This is a genomic window from Parashewanella hymeniacidonis, from assembly GCF_016900895.1.
GTDB classification, from domain to species: domain Bacteria; phylum Pseudomonadota; class Gammaproteobacteria; order Enterobacterales; family Shewanellaceae; genus Parashewanella; species Parashewanella hymeniacidonis.
The window spans coordinates 1-22,171 of sequence record NZ_JAFEUN010000081.1 but is presented as its reverse complement, the minus strand read 5'-3'; the positions used below and the strand labels follow the sequence as shown (position 1 = coordinate 22,171).

The window sequence follows — 22,171 nt, the reverse complement described above, 5'->3', positions numbered from 1 at the left end:
CTGTGCCATACGCAGTTACGTTTCGAGTTGTCGAAAGCAAAATATCACAGCCTCAACTTCGTTGAACCTGCTGTTCAGCGGGCACTTGCCTGATATCTTTGTTTACCCAGCTGAATAGTTACATAAAAAAAATAAGCATTAATGCAATATGAACTGGTTAAACCTTTATACCCAAGAATACATTTCCTCATGGGTAAGTCATCGAGCTGGTGAACAGAAGATTGGCGATAAATTCTTTTATCCAAATATTCAACGCCCACTCAAAGAACAATTTACAGTATTTAAAAAACAAGGTGGGCAATTCGTCTTGTTCGGTATCAATGAGGATCTTGGCCCACAAGGAAACTTGGGCCGTGGAGGTTCAGGTAATGGTTATGAAGCTACGATTAAACAATTCGTCAACTTCCAATCGAATCAGTTTTTACCTGGCAGTGATATCTTTATTCTCGGAGAGATACAAACTCAAGACATTCAGCCAGATTCTGGCAACACTGAACTAATACGCCAAGCTGTCGCTAAGCTCGATGTTAGAGTAATTGAACTGACATCTTTAATTATTGCTGCGGGACTGGAGCCGATCGTAATTGGCGGCGGGCATAACAATGCCTACGGTCTTCTAACGGCCTGTCACCAGGTATTAAACACACCTATGTCCGCAGTAAACTTAGATCCACACTCTGACTTTCGAGCACTGGATGGTCGACACAGCGGTAATGGATTTAACTATGCAGCTTCAGAAAGAGCTCTCACTCAATATCACGTACTTGGTTTACACGAATTAAAAAACAATGCGATCAATTTACAGCAATTAAAGCAATTCGGTGGAACTTGGCATACTTTTCAACAAATCTGGGTAAGAAGAGAATTAACTTTAGAGAAAGCGATGCAAGACATTGCACAAAACATCAATGCTTATCAGCAACCTCTAGGCGTTGAACTTGATGTTGATGCTATTCCACAGTTTCCATCAAGCGCAGAAACTAGTGCCGGTATTCCTCTACTCGACGCCGCATTTTACATTTCTTACCTTGCCAGACACTGTCACTGTCAGTATTTACATTTGGCTGAAGCTGCACCTAATTGCCACCCTACTTCAGAGCAAGCAGGTTATCGACAAGTTGGGCAATCGTTGAGCGAGCTAGTTTATTCCTATATTCAAGGGCGTAAATCTTACACATATACCCATACCTGAAGATGCTCGATTTCAGCGAGAATGCACAACTTATTAATCAAGGCGACGGTGTGCGGCAATAGTGAGCTATTGTTAGCACTGGCAACGAAGAGTAACAAGCTGTGCAACTCGCACTTCGTGGACTTCTCAGCGCCAATTCTTCTTTGTTACATTAGCTCGAAAGAATCCCGATATTCCTTCGATAATGCGCCTCAAAGAATTGGCGCTGAAAAAGTCCTGAAACATGCATCTTCAAGTATCATGGGTATAAACGATTCACTTTCGGAGTTTGGGTTTTATTGATAACTCAAACTCCGCAGCTTAATTTCATGTCGATGATCAAAATCATTAATTTACTCTACTATCCTAATAATTATATTCATTTGCGTTAGCGAATATGGTCTAATTACCACTTTCCAGAACGATTTATTGGTTGATACTCATGTATGAGATGAGCCGACACACAGGAATTTTCAATGTCTGATAATGGATCAAAACAAACTCATTTCGGCTATAAAACCGTTGATGCTGATAAAAAAGCAGATTTAGTGGCCGATGTTTTTCATTCAGTTGCAGCTAAATACGACATAATGAATGATGTGATGTCATTTGGTGTTCATCGTTTCTGGAAACGTTTTACCATTGAAACTGCTGCGGCCCGTCCTGGCATGAAAATCCTTGATCTTGCTGGTGGTACAGGCGACTTAACGGCAAAATTCTCCCGTATTGTTGGACCACAAGGCTCAGTAACCCTCGCTGATATTAATGACTCAATGCTAAAGGTAGGTCGTGACAAATTACGTGATAGAGGCATTGTGGGCAACGTTAGTTATGTGCAAGCCAATGCCGAAGCTTTACCATTTCCTGATAATCACTTTGATATTATTACTATTGCGTTTGGTTTACGTAATGTAACAGATAAAAATGCAGCCTTGCGTTCGATGCAACGAGTACTTAAGCCCGGCGGTAAGTTACTCATACTCGAGTTCTCAACACCTAAGCACGATATCATGAAAAAGGTGTATGACTTGTACAGCTTTAAAGTGATCCCACAAATGGGGAAACTGATCACTAATGATGCAGACAGCTATGAATACTTGGCTGAATCTATCCGCATGCACCCTGATCAAGAAACCTTAAAACAGATGATGATTGATGCAGGTTTAGAACACGTCGATTATACCAATTTGACCGATGGCGTTGTGGCACTTCATCGTGGTTATAAATTTTAAGGTAGGCTAATGCAGCAAAAAATGGCTTTACTGTGCACTTCTGTATTTGAAGCGTCTTTAGCACAATTAAACAAACTCAATCCGCACTTGCAAGATGAATTGCAAGTGCTGAATAATAAAGTCATTGAAATTCGCTTAAACCAGCTACCTTGGCCATTATTCTTCATTTGTAACGATGAGGTTTTGGTGCTGACTCAATATGAAGCTCAGCCTGATGTCTCTTTAAAAACAGAGTTAAGTACTTTGGCCAAAATTCGTCAAGGCAAAAGCCTGACGGATCTAATTAAAGCCGATAAGCTCGCAATCGATGGTGATATCAATACCCTTCAACAATTCAGCGCTTATTTAGAAAAGCTCGACTTTAATCTTATCGAACCTATATCAAAGTATATCGGTGATGTACCTGCACACTTTTTGCAAAGTGGCTTCAACCAATTTACTGATAAACTGAAATCCATTTCCAAAGGCACGACAACTCATCTCACAGAACTCGCAGTTGAAGAGTATCAATTAGCACCACATCGTATTGAGTACATTCAACACTGTGATCAACTTGAAGATTTAACTGCTGATGTAATCCGTTTAGAAAAGCGCATAGCAAGCTTAAGGGACAATAACTCGGTATGAGCATATCAGGGATCCACCGCGGCTATTTTGTCATCAAAACCTTTTTACAATACGGTGTTGACGAACTCTTACCCAACAAACTCAAGCCATGGTACTTCAAGCTGCTTCGGTCAATGTTCTTTTGGTTGCGCAATCAACACAAAGATCTCTCCGGCGGTGAACGATTTCGTTTAGCAATGATTGCGCTAGGCCCTGTTTATATCAAGCTTGGCCAAATGCTTTCGACTCGACGTGATCTGCTGAGCGATGAATGGGCAGAAGAGCTTGCGGTTTTACAAGACAGAGTGCCACCGTTTGATTCAAGCCTTGCGAGACAAGCAATTGAAAAAGAACTAGGCGAACCGATTGAGAATTTATTCGATGACTTTGAAGCAAAGCCTTTAGCTTCAGCTTCTATTGCCCAAGTACATTGCGCCACCTTAAAATCAAACGGAAAATCTGTCGTCCTAAAAGTACTTCGCCCCAATGTTGAGTCGCAAATTAAAGCGGATTTACAGCTGATGGAGCAAGTGGCAACGACGCTTGAGAAACTATTAAAAGATAATCGTCGTTTTCGCCCTGCTGAGGTGATTGCTGATTATAAAAATACGATTTTAGGTGAGCTCAACTTAAAGCTTGAAGCCCTTAATGCCATAAAACTACGTAATAACTTCTTAAACTCTGATGCTCTGTATATTCCGTTTGTCTATGAAGAACTGTGTCATAAACGTTTGATGGTGATGGAACGTATTGATGGTATTCCAGTATCGAATATCAAAGAATTAAGCGCTCAAAACACAAATTTCAAACTGCTGGCTGAGCGTGGTGTTGAGTTATTTTTCACTCAAGTGTTCCGAGATAATTTTTTTCATGCGGATATGCATCCAGGAAATATTTTTATCTCAAAAGAACATCCCGAGAACCCGTTCTACATTGGTTTAGATTGCGGCATCATGGGGACGTTGAGCGAAGCTGATAAAAATTATCTGGCCCAAAATTTCCTCGCCTTTTTTAATCGTGACTATGAGCGGATTGCTCAGCTTTATATTGAATCCGGGTGGGTTTCAAAAAATACCGATTTGGTTGCATTTGAACAAGCCGTAAAAGCCATGTGTGAACCTATGTTCAATAAACCGCTGGATGAAATTTCATTTGGGCATGTTTTATTGGAGTTATTCCGTACGGCACGACAATTTGAACTGGTTGTTCAGCCTCAATTAATTCTTTTACAGAAGACCTTGCTGTATATTGAGGGGTTAGGAAGACAATTGTATCCACAACTCGATTTGTGGCAGACAGCGAAACCATTTTTAGAGAAGTGGATGTCTGAGCAAGCTGGGGCGAAAGCTTTCGCAAAAAAAACCAAAGCAAATTTTCCATTTTGGGTTGAAAAGCTGCCTGAGCTGCCCGAATTGGTGTATGACAATTTAAAGTTAGGGCGAAAGCTCGTTGGTTCGCAACAAGAGATGCTCAATCAATATCTGAGTCATCAACGCCAGTTACACAAAAGTAACTTTTTATTGATCACATCTGCAGTTTTATTGATCTGTGGCACGATTTTGTTTAACCAAGATGTGACACCATTAGTGTCACAAATCAGTTTAGGTGCTGGAGCAGTTCTCTGGTTAGTCGGATGGTTCTCTAGACCAAATTAATTAAGTTAACCGTAAAAGAGGAAATATTTCATGGGTGGTATCAGCATTTGGCAATTACTAATTATTGCGGTAATTGTAGTGTTATTATTTGGAACGAAGAAATTACGCAACATCGGTGGTGATTTAGGTGATGCCGTAAAAGGGTTTAAAAAAGCAATGGCTGATGACGACAAAAAAGCCATTACTGACGAGACAGCTTCAGCTGAAAAGACAGTAGAAACTGAAGCTAAGGTTGAAACGAAAGAAAAAGAACAGGTGTAACTTATCATGTTCGATGGCATCGGCTTTATGGAGCTGTTGCTGATAGGCATTATTGGTCTTGTGGTATTGGGACCAGAGCGTCTACCGGTCGCAGTGAAAACAGTAGCTAGCTGGATTAGAACCATAAAGCGCATGGTCAACTCTGTAAAAGAGGAACTTGAGCATGAGCTTAATGTCGAGCAGTTACACAAAGATCTTAAAGAAGCTGAAAACAAGGGGCTAGCAAACTTGTCCCCTGAGCTTCAAGAGTCTATTGATAAATTGAAAGAAGCCGCAGAATCAGTTAATCGCCCTTATAAAGCGACTGAAGAATCGACTTCAACGTCAGAACCTTCCACAGAAAAAACTGACGAAAAAATAACGGCAATCTCTTCTGAAAAAGAGATCAAAAAAAACGGATAAACTATGGCAGAGCAGCAACCTCTAATTAGCCACTTGCTGGAGTTACGCACTAAAGTTTTACGTGCAATTGGTAGTATTTTATTGGTGTTTATCTGCCTGGTTTACTGGGCTCAAGACATCTATCATTTTTTGGCCATCCCATTAATGAGTAACATGCCTGCTACTGGTAGCATGATTGCAACCGATGTTACCGCTCCGTTTTTTGCACCTTTTAAATTAACTCTTATTTTATCGTTTTTTATTGCCATCCCTTATGTTCTTTTTCAAATCTGGTCATTCATCGCGCCCGGATTATATAAACATGAGAAAAAGCTCGTAGCACCGCTTTTGTTCAGCAGTACCTTGCTATTTTACCTTGGAATTGCGTTTGCCTATTTCGTGGTATTTCCCGTTGTTTTTGGATTTTTTACCAGCGTAGCGCCTGAAGGTGTTCACATTGCGACTGACATCAACAGTTATTTAGATTTTGTTCTCAAGCTTTTCTTTGCTTTCGGTTTAGCTTTTGAGATCCCTATTTGTGTAGTGTTACTTTGTTGGGCTGGCGTCACGACAGTTGAAGATTTGAAAAAGAAACGACCTTATATCATTGTGGGTGCTTTTGTTGTTGGCATGCTGCTTACGCCACCGGATATTATTTCTCAAACAATGTTAGCAGTACCTATGTTACTCTTGTTTGAAGGCGGTTTGTTGGCTGCTCGTTTTTATAAGAAGAAGCCTGATGAAGAAACGTCTTCTGACGATTCTGATCAAGACTCAAATAATAGCATCATGCCTCAATAACCCTGTGGTATGAGAAGGAGAATTAAAATGAATAAAATATGGATTCCTACTCTATTTTTATTATCTACGTCATCTTTTGCAGGTGTTGAACAAGATATCCAGAAATGCGCCACAATCTCAGACAAATTAGACAGACTGATTTGCTATGACAATTTGGCCAAAGGTGTAAGCCCAAAAGTTAGCTCACCTGAAGCCAACTTTGGTAAAGTATCATCTGCAACAGAAACTTCATCTTCAGATCAGTTTGAAACACGTGGTCAAACGACAGATACATTTGGTATCACTAAACCAACAGGGAAACAATTAGAACGGGTAGAGTTGACAGTTGCAAAGGTAGCTAAAAGCCCATATGGAAAACTAACCATTACGTTTGAAAATGGTCAAGTTTGGAAGCAAAGCGAAACCAAACGATTCAAACTGAAATCGGGACAAAAAGCTTATATCAAAAGAGGAGCACTTGGCTCGTTTATTTTAGGTACACCTGAACGAAATTCTTCAATACGCGTAAAACGCATTAAATAAAGTGTAATGACTCGTTATATCGACATTGCTGTCAACTTAATTGGCAGCAAACTTGAGCATCAAATCGAAACTGTACTTCACGAAGCTCATGCTGCTGCCGTTGAAAAGCAAATCATCGTTGGTAGCAATCTTGAGGAAAGCGCAGAAGTCGCAACTTGTTGCAAACAGTACCCTAATACTTTATTTGGAACTGCGGGTGTGCATCCGCATTATGCCAGTCAATGGTCTGATCAAAGTTCTGAAAAGCTCTTATCACTCTTAAGTCATGACTCAATTGTAGCTGTGGGAGAGTGCGGCTTAGATTTTAACCGCAACTTTTCAACACCCGATCAACAACTCAAAGCATTTGAATCTCAGCTCGAAATTGCAGTTCAAACTCAAATGCCAATATATATGCATTGTAGAGATGCACATAACGAGTTTATTCAATTAGTGAAACAGTATCGACCTCAACTTTCAAACGCCGTTTTACACTGCTTTACAGGCTCAAGATCTGAACTTGAAGACTGCCTTGAACTCGATTTGTTCATTGGTATCACAGGTTGGGTATGCGATGAACGCAGAGGGCAAACACTCGCAGAGTGTATTAAATATATTCCTAACGATCGTTTAATGCTTGAAACTGACAGTCCATATTTGCTTCCAAGAAATTTAAAACCCAAACCTAAGTCGGGCACAAACTATCCCAAATATTTACCTCACATTGCTGATACAGTAGCCAACTTGAGGCAACAAAGTAAAGAATTCTTGGCTAAACAATGCTTTGACAATACAATGGATTTTTTTGGGTTGGAGTAGTTTCAAGCATGAATCGTTTATTACTATTTTGTTTACTATGTTTGACCCAAACCCTTGCCTTTGCCACTAGCATCACCCCAATATCTGTCTCGGGCAATGAGTCATTAGATTTAGACGGTAAGACCTACGTGCTTGAGCGTAACGATATTAAAGATATCGATCATGTCATTGCTGAGTCCAATATTTATTGGCGAGCAAAGCAAATTTCTGACACTCAAATGATTGGCGCCCATAATTATTGGCTTCAATTCAAATTAACAACCCCCGAAGACACCGCTAAACGGATTCTTGAAATAGGTAATCCACACATTGATCATATAGAAATCTATCATTACATCAATGGTCGGCTTTCAGATAAACAAGTGATGGGAGACAGTTACCCATTCTCAGAACGTCCAATTAAAAAAATTCAATTTTATTATCCAATTGAACTTAAAAAAGGGCAAATTCACGATATCTACCTGAAAATCGATTCACAAGGTAGTGCTCATATTCCGCTGGTACTTAGTTCTGCGGAGTCCTACTTCGAAGAAGTTGATAACCTTCCTGTAGCCGTTGGAGTCCACTTGGGCTCACTTTTAGGTATTGGTATTTTTAGTTTGTTCTTTGCTTTTGTTACCCGCTCTTTCAGCTACGGATATTTCTCTGGTTATGTGTTAAGTATGACATTAACCATTGCGACGATAGATGGGCTTTCATATAAGTACTTATGGCCAGAGTCTCCTTTTATTCAAGCTCACTCATTACCTGCACTTATTCCTATTGCACTAGCATTTGCTTTATTGCTGACAGAGAAAATCCTTAAGCTTAAAAAGCAAAATTATTTCATGCTTAAATTCTGCAGAATCGGGGCTTTAGTCAGTATTCTAATTGCAGTCTTATCTTTATTTATCAGTTACAAACTGGCACTTTTAATAGAAGTAAATGCGGTCTTAGCTGTCGTTATCGTTCTTATGGTCTTAACTGTGATACAGGCAATAAAAGGTCATAAACTCGCTAAACTTTACTCTTTGGGATGGTCTGCAATTATGCTCGGTGCAGGCGCTACTTGCCTAGTATATTTAGGGATAATTTCTCTATCTGTTGCACCTCAAGTTCCCGTTATTTATGGCTTAACCGTAGAAATACTGGTGATGACACTGATTCTTGCGATTTGTTATCATGATGAACGTAAGGAGAAAATGAGAATTCAGCAAAAAGCACTCGTGCAAGCTGAGCGCATTAAGCAAGTTCGTGAAGATGCGCTAAATTCAGAAATCCAAAATAAAGATCAATTAGAGCACATGGTCCAAGAGCGCACTCTTGAGCTCGAGTTTGCATATAGAGAGCTCAATGAAGCTCACGACAGACTCAAAGAACAATCTTCAATTGACACATTAACAGGCGTTAAAAATCGAAACGCTTTTGATAAGAAGTTACTTGCTGAAGCCAAACTGAGTCGCCGCCAGCAAACGCCACTTGCGATTATGATGCTGGATATCGATAAATTTAAACTGATTAATGATACTTATGGCCATTTTGCTGGTGATCAGGCTTTAAAATATGTTGCCGATTCAATAAAGTCAGAATTGCTGCGCCCTTCTGACATTGTCGCTCGTTATGGTGGCGAAGAATTTGCCCTACTGTTACCTAGTACCGACGCTAAAGGTGCAAAAGTGGTAGCTGAAAAAATACGCCGTTGCATTCATGACCATGCGATTCGCTGGCAAGATAATAATATATTTCTTACTGTGAGTATTGGCTTAGTCGCCGATATCGTCACGGACGATGCTCATGCTAGAGTAATGTTCGAGCAAGCTGATAAAGCCCTTTATCATGCGAAAGATAATGGTAGAGATCAGGTTCGAGAGTTTACTTTTAAGCTTGAACAATTCGCTGAAGTTGAAGCTGAAGTTAATAATTAGGAGTTTACCGTGAATATAGTTTCAAGCGCTTTCCCTAGACGTAGAATGCGTCGCATGCGCAAACATGATTTTAGTCGACGTTTAATGGCCGAAAATCAACTTACGGTCAGTGACTTAATCTACCCGATGTTCGTATTAGAAGGTGAAAACCGCACTGAAGATGTTGCTTCTATGCCTGGGATTAAGCGTTACAGCTTAGATCTGTTATTAAAAGAAGCTGAAGAACTTGTCGAACTGGGTGTTCCACTGATTGCGATATTCCCAGTCACCCCAGCCGATAAGAAATCGCTCATGGCTGAAGAAGCTTATAACTCTGAAGGTTTGGTTCAGAGAACCGTACGAGCTCTTAAAGCTGCTCATCCTGAGTTGGGTATTATGACTGACGTCGCTTTAGACCCATTCACAACACATGGCCAAGACGGAATCATTGATGAAGAAGGTTATATTATCAATGACGTGACCACTGAAGTGTTAGTAAAACAAGCGTTATCTCACGCAGAGGCCGGTGCCGATATGGTAGGCCCTTCAGATATGATGGATGGCAGAATTGGTGCAATTCGTTCGGCTTTAGAAACAGCAGGACATGTTAATACTCAAATCATGGCTTACTCAGCTAAGTACTCTTCAAATTATTACGGTCCATTCCGCGATGCTGTTGGCTCTGCTAGCAACCTTAAAGGTGGCAATAAACACAGCTACCAAATGGACCCAGCTAATATTGATGAAGCATTACATGAAGTCGCTATGGATATTGAAGAAGGTGCGGACATGGTTATGGTAAAACCAGGCATGCCATACCTTGATGTCGTCAGAATAGTGAAATCTGAGTTTAAAGTGCCCACTTTTGCTTATCAAGTCAGTGGTGAATACGCTATGCATATGGCGGCAATTCAAAATGGTTGGCTAGCAGAAAAACCAATTATTATGGAATCTCTACTTTGCTTTAAACGTGCAGGCGCTGACGGTATTCTCACCTACTTTGCCAAACGCGTCGCTCAGTGGTTGAAAGAAGACAAATAGCTTTCTTAATAACTGTGGTATTGGCTTAACAAGCAATACCACATTAATTATTCCAATAATTTCTTGTTGTTTCACGTTATCCACGCTAAACCATTACTCATACCCATTTAGTGATTAAACCTAGAAAACTCAGTTGGGTACGTTCTCAAGCGCAGAAAAATTGTCGGTAGCAAGGCAGAACGTGCAGCAAGTAGTTAATCTACTTGCAAATGTTCTAACGTAGATAACGGCAATTTTAGCCAGCTTGTGAGCGTAGAGCGATTCACCCAATAGGTGATAACAGTTAATCAGATTATTTTCTTACTTTCATAAGCTTAAAAAGTTATTTAGCGTTCAACTGAGTTTTTTAGGTTAAACGCTCAGCCCGTGCAATCTAGGCATAAGAGAAAAAAGAATCACTGTAATAAGTATTAACTCTCAAGAGGAGCACGTAATGAAATTAGCCACGTTATTTGTACCACTGTTTGCCGTTTTATCCTTTCAAGCTACGGCGCACTCAAATTGCCAAACTCATCGACACACCTTCTTCGAACATCAAGATGTAAAGTCTTGGAAGACGACGCTCTGTGAGAGTGGCCATCTCGAATATCACACCCATCAAACTGCTCGAGTTATTATTCCCAAACAAGATGGAACGATAAAAATCCACTACCAAGATGGAACCTCAAAGATTATCCCTTTAAAGAAAGATACTCCCAGCTACCTTCCAAAATCAGAGGGGTTGAAGCTTCATCAGGACATAAATCTCAGCGGTCATGATATCGAGCTATTAGTTGTTGAGATCAAATAGTGATGTCGCTGAACGCTTCACAGGATAATTAAGCCACTTTCTGCGGACGAATGCCCAGAGTATGACAAATTGCGTATGTGAGTTCTGGGCGATTCAACGTATAAAAATGAAAGTCTTTAACCCCTTCTCTGGCCAATACTTTCACCATATCAATAGCAATGTTTGCTCCGACTAATTGTCGAGTTTCAGGATCATTATCTAAATCAGAAAACTGATGATGTAGCCAATCAGGGATGGAAACATTCGTGATGCCTGCGAATTTTTTCAATTGCTGGAAATTAGTTACTGGTAAGATCCCCGGTACGATTTCGACCTCTATTCCAGCCGCTGCACAACGATCCCTAAATCGAAGATACGTTTCGATATCAAAGAAAAATTGGGTAATCGCTCGAGAAGCACCAGCTTCAACTTTGCGCTTTAGGTTGACTAAGTCCGATTGGGCATTCAAAGCATCAGGGTGAACTTCAGGGTAAGCAGCCACAGATATATCAAAATCGGCCACAGAGCGCAGCAGAGCAACTAAATCGGAAGCATAGCGCTGTGGATTGTCGTACCCCTCAGGTATATCTCCCCTCAATGCGACAATGTGGTCAATGCCTGAATTCCAGTACTGCTTAGCGAGCTCTTTTAATTCACAATCATCGGCATCAATCAATGTTAAGTGCGGGGCTGCAACTAAGCTCGTTTCATTCTGGATACGCTCAATCACATTGTGGGTTCTATCTCGCACGCCACTCAATGCTCCATATGTGACTGAAACAAATTTTGGATCCAATGGTGATAAACGAAGAATAGACTTCCAAAGCATTTGCTCCATCTCTGAGCTTGCTGGAGGAAAAAACTCAAACGACACATTGATGTCACCATTATGCTCAGCAAGATTTTGATTGAGCAACGATGAGTGTTGTGCATGATGGAATGCCATAATCTACCCTATGTTAAAATTAAATGGACGTTTAGACGTCTAGATAGAAATATGACGGAGAATACTAGCGATGTCAAGGTTATTTTTTAAGCTGTTATTCAATTAATGTTTTCTGAGAATTCATAAAGGAGAATAGACCATAATCAAGAATGGGGATGAATAAACATGTGTAAAGTGAAACTATTGAAAATGCTGAATAGGAAATAATAAAGCTTTCTAGGAAAACTTGAATGGCTTTATAAAATAGAGGCCCACTTTAATAAGCCTCTGCTATTTATTTATGCGATCAATCTAACATTAAGTCTCGGCATATTTGTACGAGATCAGTCTGAATGGCAGCAGCAGTCACCTCTCGGCCAGCACCAGGCCCTCTGATGATCAGTGGCGTGCCTTTGTAAAATTCACTTTCAATAACAAAGATATTATCGCCAGGCGTTAGGCTTGCATAAGGGTGTGTTTTATCGACTCGTTCTAGAGCCACTTTTGCATTAACGATACCATTATTGAGCTCAAACTTGGCAATATAACGCAATACTTTGTTCTGACCTCGAGCAGCTGTCCATTGATCTTTGATCGATTCATCGATTTCATCAATACGTTCAATAAACTCTTGTTTAGAGACATGCACAAGATGCGCTGGGACTAATGATTCCAACTCAATATCACTAAGCTCTAGATTCATTCCTAATTCTCGCGCCAAAATTAACAACTTCCGTTGCATATCTCTACCGGAAAGATCATCTCTAGAATCTGGCTCTGTAATGCCTTGTGATTTGGCTTTTAATACGAGTGATGAAAAAGGCTCGCTGTCGTCATAATGCTCAAACAGCCAACACAGAGTGCCTGAAAATATTCCCCCTACACTATGAATATCATCCCCACCATTCTTGAGCTCAGCCAGTGCCGTCTGAATTGGCAGTCCTGCACCACAGCTCGCATTATAGCGCCAAAAAAGTCGCCGACTTTGCAACTGATATTTCAGCTCTTTATAAAACGTAAGAGGACCTGAACCCGCTAACTTATTTGCACTAACAAGGTGTATTCCACGCTGTAAAAACTCTGAGTATTTTAACGTTAAACTGGCACTGGCGGTAATATCTAAAACAATAAGTTCATCGTAAGTTAACGCATCTAACTGCATTAAGAGTTCATCATATCGCCAAGGCTGTCCATGCTGGCTCAGGTTATGCTCCCAGTTTGATAAATCAATGGCACTATCTGAAATCAAACAATAATTTGTTGATACCAAACCAGCAATGTCCAGCTTGATTTTTAGCTGTTTTTCGAGCTGAAAAACACGTGTCTGAAACAGTTTTGTCCAAGTTTTACCAATATTACCTAAACCAAATACCACAACACCGAAACGTTTCTTTGCTGCAGTACAGCGTCGATGAACTTTAAAAGACAAACTATCAACATCAGCTTTAGGTACCAGCGCCACTAAACTGTTCGAGTCTTGAAAAAGTGGCTTTGAATGTCGAGTTAACAACCTAGAAAAGCCGTGCCGATGTTCTATAGCGTCTTGGCTTACTAGTGCCACGAGTCCAAACCTTGAAGTCACACTAACCTGAGTATTTTCAAGACAAAGTGGCTCTAATAAGGCTAATAACTTCGCTCTATTCTCTGTCGTAGTTGCCAGCTCAAATGTTTGATTGGTATGGCCCCACCAAGCAAGTGGACTCACCCCATGCTTCTCTAATATCGAATATATATTATTAGGGTCCAAATCACTCTGTAATTGGAGTAATTCAACTTGCTGCAAACTGGTTATCACGGGCTCACATGCAGCGGCACTGTCTGGTTCTATTTGAGTGTATTGAGTATGAGAGGAAAAACTGGATCGGACAGCCAACCGAGCACTACTTCCAAAAAGGGGTTGCAATGTTCTGCTATGAAGAACTGGAGAACCTAATTTAGCGAGTCGATCAGCTTCACCTAATGACAACGAAGCTAATAATTTGGCATCCGTGATTTTATTGGGGTCGGCATTAAAGACCCCTTCTACATCAGTCCAAATTGTAATTTGTTCAACATCAGCATAGCTGGCCAATAAACTCGCACTGTAATCTGAGCCATTACGACCTAACAGCAGTGTATTGCCTTCAGCGTCACCACAAATAAAACCAGTAAAGATCAACCTTGTTGCAGGATTAACCTCAATAACTTGTTGAACATTTAATCTGGACTCATCGGCTTTTACTCGTGCAACAACATCGTTTTCAGCGAGCAGAATTTTACGGCTATCAATGGCTTTTGAGGCGACATCATTTTGTTTTAGATAAGCGGCTAATAACCTTGAAGACCAAACCTCACCAAACGCAACTAACTGGTTTTTATCGTACTCGGTTAACTGGTCTTGTGACAGTAAACTCGACAACTCCATACCGTCGGTCGACAAGCGCTCTCGAAATAATTGCGCATTACTGTTATCCAATAAATCTTCAGCTAAATGTTGTTGATATTCAATCAGCTCTTGTAATGATTGCAGCCATAAACGACGGCTGTGCTGAAATTCTAATAGTTGATAAAGCTTATTGGTTGATTTACCCGCTGCAGATACAACCACCATATCATTGGCATTTCCTTGTGTGAGCAAAATATGCGCAACACGTCGGTAACCGTCAGCATCCGCTAAACTTGAACCGCCAAATTTATGTAAGTGACTAATCGTCATTAATCCTTGTCTCCGAGTAAAACTGTATCTAAAGCTTGTTTTAAATCAGTAGCTAAATCATCACCATCTTCGACGCCAATCGATAAACGGATCAGAGTCGGCTTAATGCCCGCTTTTACCTGTGCATCATTATCCATCGAGCGATGGGTCATTAATGCAGGAACACAAACTAGGCTCTCTACACCGCCTAAGCTCTCAGCGAGCGAAAACAATTGTAAACGATGTACGAATTGAATTAGAGCATTATGATCGCCTTTTAATTCAAAACTTACCATGCCACCAAAACCACTCTGCTGTCTTTTGGCGATTTCATGACCAATGTGGTTTTCAAGCCCAGGATAATAGAGTTGTGAAACAGCATGATGTTCACTCAGTATGTTAACAACTTTCTTTGCATTTTGTTCATGCTGTTTTATACGAATCGGTAACGTTCTCACGCCCCTTAATGTTTGGTACGCATCAAAAGCACCACCAGTAAGCCCTAATGTATTCCCCCACCAGCAAAGGGTTTCACTAAGATCATCCGTCTTGGCAATCACGGCTCCACCAACAACATCACTGTGACCATTAATATATTTGGTGGTGGAGTGAACAATGATGTCAGCCCCTAAAGATAACGGCTTCTGTAGAAGAGGCGACAGAAACGTATTATCAACCACAAGTAATGTATGACTGCCTTCTAGCTTATTCGCAATCTTCTGAATATCAACGATTCGAAGTAATGGGTTACTCGGTGTTTCAAGCCACACCATCTTGGGCTCTTTCGCTATCGCAGACTGTATTTGTTCCTCTTGAGTCTGGTCAATAATATCGAGCTTAAAACAGCCTTTATCAGCAAACGCTTTGAATAATCGTAAGCTTCCGCCATAGCTATCATGAGGAACGATCAATAAATCATGCGGTTTGAGTAATTGCAGCACCAGAGTAATAGCAGACATTCCAGTATTAGTGATGATGGCTCCAGCCCCTTTTTCAAGCTTAGCGAGGGTATCTGCGAGTAACGCTCTGGTTGGATTACCACTTCGGCTGTAATCAAACTCCCTCGGAGATAATGCATCATCAAAACAATAGTTCGTCGATAGGTGCATTGGAGGAACAACAGAGCCATACTGAATGTCTGTTTCTAAGCCGTTTCTGACTGCAATTGTCGTTGTTGATTTCACCTATCGCCTCAAACACAAGGATGTCTAGACGTCTAGATTAGTTTTTATTCGCCCATTGGTCAAGAAATATTAGCAGTATAGACATCTAAAAGTTTGTCTTAACCATACAATTAGTGCAATAATTTGACTGTGAGTTTTTAGGCTTTAAAATTTGCCAACCTCGAATTATTTATTAGCATCAATACAGGTGAGTCAATGACTAAATGGAATGGAGAATATATCAGCCCTTACGCTGAGCATGGAAAAAAGAGTGAGCAAGTAAAAAAAGTCACTGTCTCAATTCCATTAAAAGTATTGAAAGTACTTACTGATGAGCGAACGCGTCGACAAGTAAATAACTTACGCCATGCAACCAACAGCGAATTACTTTGCGAAGCGTTTTTGCATGCCTACACAGGCCAACCCCTCCCAAACGATAATGACCTATCAAAAACTCAACCCGACAGTATTCCTTCTGAAGCTAAAAAGCTCATGGAAGCAATGGGCATCGAATGGGAAGAGATGGAATAACTGTCTGTATAAAATTGATCAGCGTTAACGACGATGAGCCAGTGGCAGCAACTCGCGCAAGATAAAGTCGCACATTGTTACCAAATTGCCGAACAACAACTTAAACGATCTTTCCCTCGCCCAGAAATATCGTTTAAATTGCGTGGTAAAAGCGCTGGTATGGCTCATCTTCAACTGAATAAAAATCCGCTTGAATGCCAACATGCTTGAAAGCAACCAGCAAGACTTTATTGATGAAGTCGTACCGCATGAAATCTGTCACTTACTTTGTCATCAAATTTTTGGACGAGTAAAGCCACATGGCATCGAGTGGCGCTCAATGATGCAAACGCTTTTTAATCTCAGCCCTAAGACGACTCATAACTTTGAAGTACACGCTAAACCACAAACCAAAGTAGCTTATCAATGTGATTGTGGGGTCGTTGAATTAGGCATTCGACGCCATAATAAAGTGATTCGCAATCAAGTCCAATACAGATGTCGAGTTTGTTCTAAAACTTTAAAATTGCTAAACTTTTGATAAGAGAATAAAATTTAACCACCTTAATGTCGTTTTCGGTAGCCGTTATGCCGTCTAATAAGTTTATTGCAGCTTTTGCTGTAGGTGCTGTCGTAGCACTCTGCTTTACCAATCAAAGTTATGCCACTGATCGTCCAACATCATTTTCTCAAGCAAAAACACGCTTAACTAAGTTATACCCTAGCCCGTTAGAACCAAAAACATTTTATTGCAGTTGTGAATTTAACACTGACTCAAAAAAGTGGGATCCCGAGCTAAATTCATGTGGTTATAAAGTGAGAAAACAACCAACTCGAGCCAACCGAATTGAATGGGAGCACATCGTTGCGGCTTGGGATTTCGGACACCAACTTGGCTGCTGGAAAACAGTAGGAAGCACTTCAGCACGAGCAAACTGCACTAAAACCAGCGATGACTTCAATATGATGGCTTCTGACATGCACAATCTCGTGCCTGCTATTGGAGAAGTAAATGGAGACAGAAGTAATTACTCCTTTTCACAATGGACTTCTGAAAAGCCCTCTACCCCTCAGTATGGCCAATGCGATATGATTGTCGACTTTGCAAACCGTCGCGTGCAACCACCTGAAAACAGCAGAGGTGCCATTGCAAGAACTTACTTATACATGAGCGAAACGTACCCTCGATATCGTCTTTCAAGTAAACAATTAAAATTGTTCAAAGCATGGAATAAAATGTATCCTGTTAAGCAATCAGAATGTATAAGAGATAACGTCGTTGCAAGCATTCAAGGAAACCATAATCACTATGTTTCTGACTCCAATGTTTGCAGTGACAATAATTTTAGTAAATGAGAATACCAAGAGTTTATCAGGCCGGCAGCTTAGCTGTTGGTCAAAGTACTTTATTAGATGATGATCCTGCAGCCCATATCGGGCGAGTTTTACGAATGCAAACGGGAGATAAAGTCTCCCTCTTTAATGGTGATGGTTACGACTATTTAGCCGAGATCATTGAAGCTTCGAAAAAGAACGTTTCTGTACGTGTCATAGAAGCAACGGAAAACCCAACTGAATCTCCATTACAGCTGCACCTAGGGCAAGTGATTTCTCGCGGTGACCGCATGGACTTCACATTGCAAAAATCTGTAGAACTAGGTGTTACAACGATCACTCCCCTGTTTTCAGAGCGATGCGGTGTAAAACTTACGGGCGATCGCTTAGCGAAAAAACAGCAACAATGGCAAAAAATAGTGCTGAGTGCCTGCGAACAGTCAGGCCGAAGTGTTGTACCTGAGGTTCGCCCTGCCATCTCACTTGAAGCTTGGTGTGCCGAACAATCAGACGCATTAAAGTTGAACCTTCACCCTAGAGCTAACCACGGTATCAATGGTCTATCACTTGATAACAATCAAGTGCGTCTTCTTATTGGTCCTGAGGGTGGTTTATCCAAAGAAGAAATTGATATGACTGAACAGTATCAATTTACCGATATTTTACTTGGCCCTCGTGTTTTACGAACGGAAACAGCCGCATTAACGGTCATAAGTGCATTACAACTCAAATTTGGCGATCTGTAAGATCTAAAGGAACTATAACAATGATTAAACTTGGCATCGTGATGGATCCCATTCAAGATATCAACATAAAGAAAGATTCGAGTTTTGCTATGTTAATGGCGGCACAAAAGCGAGGTTACGAGCTTTTCTACATGGAGATGCAAGACCTTGCACTCGTCGATGGTACTGCTGTAGCGAACATGAAGCCGTTAATCGTAACAGATAACGCTGAATCATGGTTTGAACTCGGAGATACGCAAAATAATGCGTTGGCAGATTTAGATGTCATTCTTATGCGTAAAGACCCACCTTTCGATACCGAATACATCTATGCCACTTACATGTTAGAGCGTGCAGAAGATAAAGGAACTTTGATCGTGAACAAACCACAAAGTTTACGTGACGCCAACGAAAAGCTATTTACAGCATGGTTTCCTGAGCATACACCAACAACACTTGTGACTCGAGACAGTCAACGTATACGTGCTTTTTACGCTGAACATCAAGACATCATTTTAAAGCCATTAGATGGTATGGGTGGCAGTTCAATTTTCCGAGTAAAACCAAACGATCCTAACCTAGGTGTCATCATTGAGACATTAACCAACCATGGACAAACCTATGCCATGGTTCAAGCGTTTATTCCTGAAATTACGGAAGGTGACAAGCGCATTTTAATCGTAGATGGTGAACCCGTTCCTTACGCACTGGCTCGTATCCCACAAAATGGTGAAACTCGCGGTAATCTAGCCGCAGGTGGTCGAGCTCAACCACAACCACTGTCTGAAAGTGACTGGAATATTGCACGCTCGCTTGGTCCTGAGTTAAAGAAACGCGGACTCATTTTTGTTGGTATTGACGTTATCGGTGATAAGCTAACTGAAATTAATGTTACCAGTCCAACGTGCATAAAAGAAATAGAAGCAGCTTATGACGTAAGCATTACAGGCATGTTATTTGACTCAATAGAAACCCGGCTTAAAGAGAGATAAAAATGCTTAATCAAACCATTAAGGGACTTATGGCGATAGCATTGCTAACGCCATTGAGTGTACTAGCCGCTAACGAAACACCTACAGAAACACCGAAGACACCAAAAAATATCATTTATCTTATTGGTGATGGTATGGGCCCAGCCTATACCACGGCTTATCGTTACTACAAAGACAACCCGAATACTGAAGAAGTAGAAACTACCGTCTTTGATCGCTTACTGGTCGGAATGGCTCGCACTGCTCCAGCTCGAGTGAGTGGTTATGTTACGGACTCTGCTGCTGCTGCAACGGCGCTTTCTACTGGGGTCAAAACCTATAATGGTGCCATTGGTGTGGATACCGATAAACGCCCAATTGAAACGCTGTTAGAGAAAGCGAAGAAAGATGATAAAGCCATTGGTATCACGGTGACATCACAGGTAAACCATGCAACACCGGCGAGTTTTTTAAGCCACAATGAAAGCCGTAAAAACTATGAGCAAATCGCCAAAGATTACTTAGACTCTGGCGCTGATGTGATTATGGGTGGTGGACAGCGTTACTTCGATAAAAACTTATTAGCTCAATTTAAAAAGAAAGGTTACCAAGTTTTAGAAAACTTCGACAAACTCAATGATGTACACAGTGGTAAGGTGCTTGGTTTATTCGCTGACGTTCAACTTCCTTGGGTAATTGATAACCCTAATGCTCATCAGCTAAGTAAAATGACGCAAAAGTCATTAGAGCTATTATCACAGCATAACAATGGCTTTGTTTTACTTATTGAAGGCAGCATTATCGATTGGGCCGGACATGCCAATGATATCGCTACCACAATGGGGGAAATGGATGAATTCGCTCGTACTCTAGAAGTGGTTGAAACCTACATTCGTAAGCATCCAGATACCTTGATGGTTGCTACGGCTGATCATGATACCGGCGGTCTAACCGTAGGAGCCAACAATAAAAAATCATGGAACCCTGGTGTACTTCATAAGATCAAAGCCAGCCCAATGACGATTGCTAAACAATTGATCTCTCAGAAGCAATGGAAAACAGGTTTTGCGAAGCTCATCGGCTTTGAACCTAAAGACAATGAATGGAAAGCACTAACTAAAGCCCACTCTCAAGATGAACAACACTTCGCAATGGCCATCATTGATCTTGTTAATAAACGCAGTAACACTGGCTGGACAACAGATGATCATACTGCTGTTGATGTTCAAGTGTTTGCAAAAGGCCCTGCTTCACAACTGTTTGTCGGTTCACAAGATAATACTGAAATCGCTGACACACTTTCGTCTCTACTATAAACGTTATATCACCACTCTATTACGTGAGTGGTGATACTCTTCAACCGATACACATTAAGGTATTTCAGCCTCTGTAACACTGATGATTTCTTCCCGATTAAGAGTCACTTTGAATCTACGGTATACCTTTTGAGAACGGTGATGTTTTTCGGCCATAATCAGATTAACTTGGTATCTTCTCTCAACTGGCTTTACGTCTATTTCACCACTTGATTGGCTATAAAGCTTGGCTTTTCCTTTGTGAAGATATTGAATAAATGGTAAAAAACTAAACTGAATTTGTTCTTTAATCTCTTGATAGCCTTCAGGAAAATCTTTAGCGGTCACATGACTTTGTAAGCGGTAAAACAAGGTTTGAGACTCTATTCTATTCTGCACATGTCTCATGTTCAAAATAGTTTTAACAGGGTCAGGTACCTCATTATGTCTGAGATATTCTAACCAAATTTTTTCATTGACCATCACTTGCTTATTTGTTGTGTCAATGAGCTTTCGACTCCACTTAGGTCGACCCTTTTGCACGCTTCTCCACAAAACATCTTTAACATCATCTTTAAATATTTCTCGCAAGCCATAAATCAGCGCCATAGAGATCACAAATGCAATGGTCAAATTACTGAATTCATCCTTAGCTTGTAACGCTAGCACGGTGATAAATAACATCACTAAAGCCATTGCCGTACCGGTCGTTATTCGCTTTAATCCTGAACCCAATACCTTCAACTCTTCTTTTAATTCCACACCTTGTTGTAGAACACGTCGAATGAGAATCATCTTGTTAGAGATACGATTGGGGTTTTTAATGGTCTTTTTGGTGTTGTATTTAAGCTCTGCACGATACTCAGCTTCTTGAGCGCAAAATGCTAAAATTTTGCTTCTCATTTTTAGTAACATGGCGGAGTCATTGTGTTCAGAGATAACTTTTAAGAACAACTGCTCACAAAACCAAGACAAGTAGTTATCTGCTTGAGCAAAGTAACTATTTCGTCTTTCATCATCTGGCCTTAAAGTGCGAAACTGTGCAAGTAGATGTTTGGTAGAGTCTAATAACTGTTTCTCTCCAGCTTTATCACTCTCCGCTGCTAGTGCCTGATAAAAGTCGGTGATGTCATTTTCAATCGCAGTAGTTATTTGATAAATAATCAAATTCAAATGCAGACGATAATCGTCGTTTATTCGTTTTTTAAGCGTTTCGAATTGCCCTTCTAAATTAACGATATGTTGCTCATCTGAGCTATAGAAACGTTTACTCCGAATAGACCGATAAAATATTTGCTCTTCGCTCAGTGTTTTTGGACCAATCCGCATTTCGGAACCCATCAAACATGGGTAACAAATTAAGAAGAAAAATCTGAGGAGAAAAGCTTTATTTTTGAGATAATAAGTCAACCACGACAACTATCAAAATAAAATGGCGATTCTGAACAAAACA

General features: G+C 40.6%; 23 protein-coding genes. 19 read left to right on the top strand and 4 right to left on the bottom strand.

What is annotated here, in order from left to right; translation table 11 throughout:
- Window positions 1-148 precede the first annotated feature (148 nt).
- The 12 genes from JQC92_RS15425 (at window position 149) to JQC92_RS15370 (ending at window position 11,141) form a co-directional block, all read left to right on the top strand.
- The gene (locus tag JQC92_RS15425) at window positions 149-1,192 is read left to right on the top strand and encodes a formimidoylglutamase (protein ID WP_205000477.1); all 1,044 of its coding nucleotides are present in this window, start codon (window positions 149-151) and stop codon (window positions 1,190-1,192) included.
- Window positions 1,193-1,647: 455 nt separating this feature from the next.
- Window positions 1,648-2,403 carry a bifunctional demethylmenaquinone methyltransferase/2-methoxy-6-polyprenyl-1,4-benzoquinol methylase UbiE gene (gene ubiE, locus JQC92_RS15420; RefSeq protein WP_205000476.1) on the top strand — a complete coding sequence of 252 codons (756 nt, stop codon included), beginning with the start codon at window positions 1,648-1,650 and terminating at the stop codon, window positions 2,401-2,403.
- A 9-nt stretch (window positions 2,404-2,412) separates the two neighbouring features.
- On the top strand, window positions 2,413-3,030 hold the full coding sequence (locus JQC92_RS15415) for a ubiquinone biosynthesis accessory factor UbiJ (RefSeq protein ID WP_205000475.1): 618 nt from the start codon (window positions 2,413-2,415) through the stop codon (window positions 3,028-3,030).
- Complete coding sequence (gene ubiB, locus JQC92_RS15410; protein WP_205000474.1) at window positions 3,027-4,664, top strand: ubiquinone biosynthesis regulatory protein kinase UbiB; 1,638 nt, start codon at window positions 3,027-3,029, stop codon at window positions 4,662-4,664. The genes JQC92_RS15415 and ubiB overlap by 4 nt, the downstream gene beginning before the upstream one ends.
- A 30-nt stretch (window positions 4,665-4,694) precedes the next feature.
- The gene (gene tatA / locus JQC92_RS15405) at window positions 4,695-4,925 is read left to right on the top strand and encodes a Sec-independent protein translocase subunit TatA (RefSeq protein WP_205000473.1); all 231 of its coding nucleotides are present in this window, start codon (window positions 4,695-4,697) and stop codon (window positions 4,923-4,925) included.
- A 6-nt stretch (window positions 4,926-4,931) separates the two neighbouring features.
- The gene (tatB, locus tag JQC92_RS15400) at window positions 4,932-5,327 is read left to right on the top strand and encodes a Sec-independent protein translocase protein TatB (RefSeq protein ID WP_205000472.1); all 396 of its coding nucleotides are present in this window, start codon (window positions 4,932-4,934) and stop codon (window positions 5,325-5,327) included.
- Window positions 5,328-5,330: 3 nt separating this feature from the next.
- Entirely contained in the window at window positions 5,331-6,107 is a 777-nt protein-coding gene (gene tatC, locus JQC92_RS15395) for a twin-arginine translocase subunit TatC (RefSeq protein ID WP_205000471.1), read from the top strand.
- A 27-nt stretch (window positions 6,108-6,134) separates the two neighbouring features.
- Complete coding sequence (locus JQC92_RS15390) at window positions 6,135-6,629, top strand: hypothetical protein (RefSeq protein WP_205000470.1); 495 nt, start codon at window positions 6,135-6,137, stop codon at window positions 6,627-6,629.
- Window positions 6,630-6,635: 6 nt separating this feature from the next.
- Window positions 6,636-7,427: a TatD family hydrolase gene (locus tag JQC92_RS15385; RefSeq protein ID WP_205000469.1), complete on the top strand. Its 792-nt coding sequence runs from the start codon at window positions 6,636-6,638 to the stop codon at window positions 7,425-7,427.
- Between the two features lie 8 nt (window positions 7,428-7,435).
- Window positions 7,436-9,331 (top strand): sensor domain-containing diguanylate cyclase, encoded by a 1,896-nt coding sequence (locus tag JQC92_RS15380; protein ID WP_205000468.1) that lies wholly within the window; start codon window positions 7,436-7,438, stop codon window positions 9,329-9,331.
- A gap of 9 nt (window positions 9,332-9,340) precedes the next feature.
- Window positions 9,341-10,351 (top strand): porphobilinogen synthase, encoded by a 1,011-nt coding sequence (gene hemB / locus JQC92_RS15375; RefSeq protein WP_205000467.1) that lies wholly within the window; start codon window positions 9,341-9,343, stop codon window positions 10,349-10,351.
- Window positions 10,352-10,784: 433 nt separating this feature from the next.
- Window positions 10,785-11,141, top strand: coding sequence for a cupin domain-containing protein (locus JQC92_RS15370; protein ID WP_205000466.1), 357 nt, complete (start codon window positions 10,785-10,787; stop codon window positions 11,139-11,141).
- Window positions 11,142-11,169: 28 nt separating this feature from the next.
- On the opposite strand, the gene metF is transcribed toward JQC92_RS15370, so the two are convergent.
- The 3 genes from metF to metB form a co-directional block, all read right to left on the bottom strand.
- On the bottom strand, window positions 11,170-12,066 hold the full coding sequence (metF, locus tag JQC92_RS15365) for a methylenetetrahydrofolate reductase (protein WP_205000465.1): 897 nt from the start codon (window positions 12,064-12,066) through the stop codon (window positions 11,170-11,172).
- A 286-nt stretch (window positions 12,067-12,352) separates the two neighbouring features.
- Window positions 12,353-14,740, bottom strand: coding sequence for a bifunctional aspartate kinase/homoserine dehydrogenase II (gene metL / locus JQC92_RS15360; protein ID WP_205000464.1), 2,388 nt, complete (start codon window positions 14,738-14,740; stop codon window positions 12,353-12,355).
- Window positions 14,740-15,903, bottom strand: a complete 1,164-nt coding sequence (metB, locus tag JQC92_RS15355; RefSeq protein ID WP_205000463.1) for a cystathionine gamma-synthase — start codon at window positions 15,901-15,903, stop codon at window positions 14,740-14,742. The genes metL and metB overlap by 1 nt, the downstream gene beginning before the upstream one ends.
- Window positions 15,904-16,098: 195 nt before the next feature.
- On the opposite strand from metB, the gene metJ reads away from it, so the two are divergent.
- From metJ to JQC92_RS15320, 7 genes are read left to right on the top strand one after another with little or no spacing between them, the layout of a single operon-like run.
- On the top strand, window positions 16,099-16,413 hold the full coding sequence (gene metJ, locus JQC92_RS15350; RefSeq protein ID WP_129948567.1) for a met regulon transcriptional regulator MetJ: 315 nt from the start codon (window positions 16,099-16,101) through the stop codon (window positions 16,411-16,413).
- Between the two features lie 33 nt (window positions 16,414-16,446).
- On the top strand, window positions 16,447-16,623 hold the full coding sequence (locus JQC92_RS15345) for a SprT family zinc-dependent metalloprotease (protein WP_205000462.1): 177 nt from the start codon (window positions 16,447-16,449) through the stop codon (window positions 16,621-16,623).
- Window positions 16,616-16,933, top strand: a complete 318-nt coding sequence (locus JQC92_RS15340; protein ID WP_205000461.1) for a SprT-like domain-containing protein — start codon at window positions 16,616-16,618, stop codon at window positions 16,931-16,933. The genes JQC92_RS15345 and JQC92_RS15340 overlap by 8 nt, the downstream gene beginning before the upstream one ends.
- Window positions 16,934-16,980: 47 nt before the next feature.
- On the top strand, window positions 16,981-17,748 hold the full coding sequence (locus JQC92_RS15335; RefSeq protein WP_205000460.1) for an endonuclease: 768 nt from the start codon (window positions 16,981-16,983) through the stop codon (window positions 17,746-17,748).
- The gene (gene rsmE / locus JQC92_RS15330) at window positions 17,745-18,473 is read left to right on the top strand and encodes a 16S rRNA (uracil(1498)-N(3))-methyltransferase (protein WP_205000459.1); all 729 of its coding nucleotides are present in this window, start codon (window positions 17,745-17,747) and stop codon (window positions 18,471-18,473) included. The genes JQC92_RS15335 and rsmE overlap by 4 nt, the downstream gene beginning before the upstream one ends.
- A 20-nt stretch (window positions 18,474-18,493) precedes the next feature.
- Complete coding sequence (gene gshB / locus JQC92_RS15325; RefSeq protein WP_205000458.1) at window positions 18,494-19,444, top strand: glutathione synthase; 951 nt, start codon at window positions 18,494-18,496, stop codon at window positions 19,442-19,444.
- Window positions 19,445-19,446: 2 nt separating this feature from the next.
- Entirely contained in the window at window positions 19,447-20,739 is a 1,293-nt protein-coding gene (locus tag JQC92_RS15320) for an alkaline phosphatase (RefSeq protein WP_205000457.1), read from the top strand.
- 54 nt (window positions 20,740-20,793) lie between these two features.
- Here the strand turns inward: JQC92_RS15320 and JQC92_RS15315 are convergent, their stop codons facing one another.
- Window positions 20,794-22,047 (bottom strand): hypothetical protein, encoded by a 1,254-nt coding sequence (locus JQC92_RS15315; protein WP_205000456.1) that lies wholly within the window; start codon window positions 22,045-22,047, stop codon window positions 20,794-20,796.
- Window positions 22,048-22,171 lie beyond the last annotated feature (124 nt).

Excerpts from the sequence above, each read along its gene's own strand:
- JQC92_RS15425 (WP_205000477.1), top strand. The coding sequence starts at position 149 with ATGAACTGGTTAAACCTTTATACCCAAGAATACATTTCCTCATGGGTA.
- ubiE (WP_205000476.1), top strand. The coding sequence starts at position 1,648 with ATGTCTGATAATGGATCAAAACAAACTCATTTCGGCTATAAAACCGTT.
- JQC92_RS15415 (WP_205000475.1), top strand. The coding sequence starts at position 2,413 with ATGCAGCAAAAAATGGCTTTACTGTGCACTTCTGTATTTGAAGCGTCT.
- ubiB (WP_205000474.1), top strand. The coding sequence starts at position 3,027 with ATGAGCATATCAGGGATCCACCGCGGCTATTTTGTCATCAAAACCTTT.
- tatA (WP_205000473.1), top strand. The coding sequence starts at position 4,695 with ATGGGTGGTATCAGCATTTGGCAATTACTAATTATTGCGGTAATTGTA.
- tatB (WP_205000472.1), top strand. The coding sequence starts at position 4,932 with ATGTTCGATGGCATCGGCTTTATGGAGCTGTTGCTGATAGGCATTATT.
- tatC (WP_205000471.1), top strand. The coding sequence starts at position 5,331 with ATGGCAGAGCAGCAACCTCTAATTAGCCACTTGCTGGAGTTACGCACT.
- JQC92_RS15390 (WP_205000470.1), top strand. The coding sequence starts at position 6,135 with ATGAATAAAATATGGATTCCTACTCTATTTTTATTATCTACGTCATCT.
- JQC92_RS15385 (WP_205000469.1), top strand. The coding sequence starts at position 6,636 with ATGACTCGTTATATCGACATTGCTGTCAACTTAATTGGCAGCAAACTT.
- JQC92_RS15380 (WP_205000468.1), top strand. The coding sequence starts at position 7,436 with ATGAATCGTTTATTACTATTTTGTTTACTATGTTTGACCCAAACCCTT.
- JQC92_RS15370 (WP_205000466.1), top strand. The coding sequence starts at position 10,785 with ATGAAATTAGCCACGTTATTTGTACCACTGTTTGCCGTTTTATCCTTT.
- metF (WP_205000465.1), bottom strand. The coding sequence starts at position 12,066 with ATGGCATTCCATCATGCACAACACTCATCGTTGCTCAATCAAAATCTT.
- metL (WP_205000464.1), bottom strand. The coding sequence starts at position 14,740 with ATGACGATTAGTCACTTACATAAATTTGGCGGTTCAAGTTTAGCGGAT.
- metJ (WP_129948567.1), top strand. The coding sequence starts at position 16,099 with ATGACTAAATGGAATGGAGAATATATCAGCCCTTACGCTGAGCATGGA.
- JQC92_RS15345 (WP_205000462.1), top strand. The coding sequence starts at position 16,447 with ATGAGCCAGTGGCAGCAACTCGCGCAAGATAAAGTCGCACATTGTTAC.
- JQC92_RS15340 (WP_205000461.1), top strand. The coding sequence starts at position 16,616 with ATGCTTGAAAGCAACCAGCAAGACTTTATTGATGAAGTCGTACCGCAT.
- JQC92_RS15335 (WP_205000460.1), top strand. The coding sequence starts at position 16,981 with ATGCCGTCTAATAAGTTTATTGCAGCTTTTGCTGTAGGTGCTGTCGTA.
- rsmE (WP_205000459.1), top strand. The coding sequence starts at position 17,745 with ATGAGAATACCAAGAGTTTATCAGGCCGGCAGCTTAGCTGTTGGTCAA.
- gshB (WP_205000458.1), top strand. The coding sequence starts at position 18,494 with ATGATTAAACTTGGCATCGTGATGGATCCCATTCAAGATATCAACATA.
- JQC92_RS15320 (WP_205000457.1), top strand. The coding sequence starts at position 19,447 with ATGCTTAATCAAACCATTAAGGGACTTATGGCGATAGCATTGCTAACG.
- JQC92_RS15315 (WP_205000456.1), bottom strand. The coding sequence starts at position 22,047 with ATGCGGATTGGTCCAAAAACACTGAGCGAAGAGCAAATATTTTATCGG.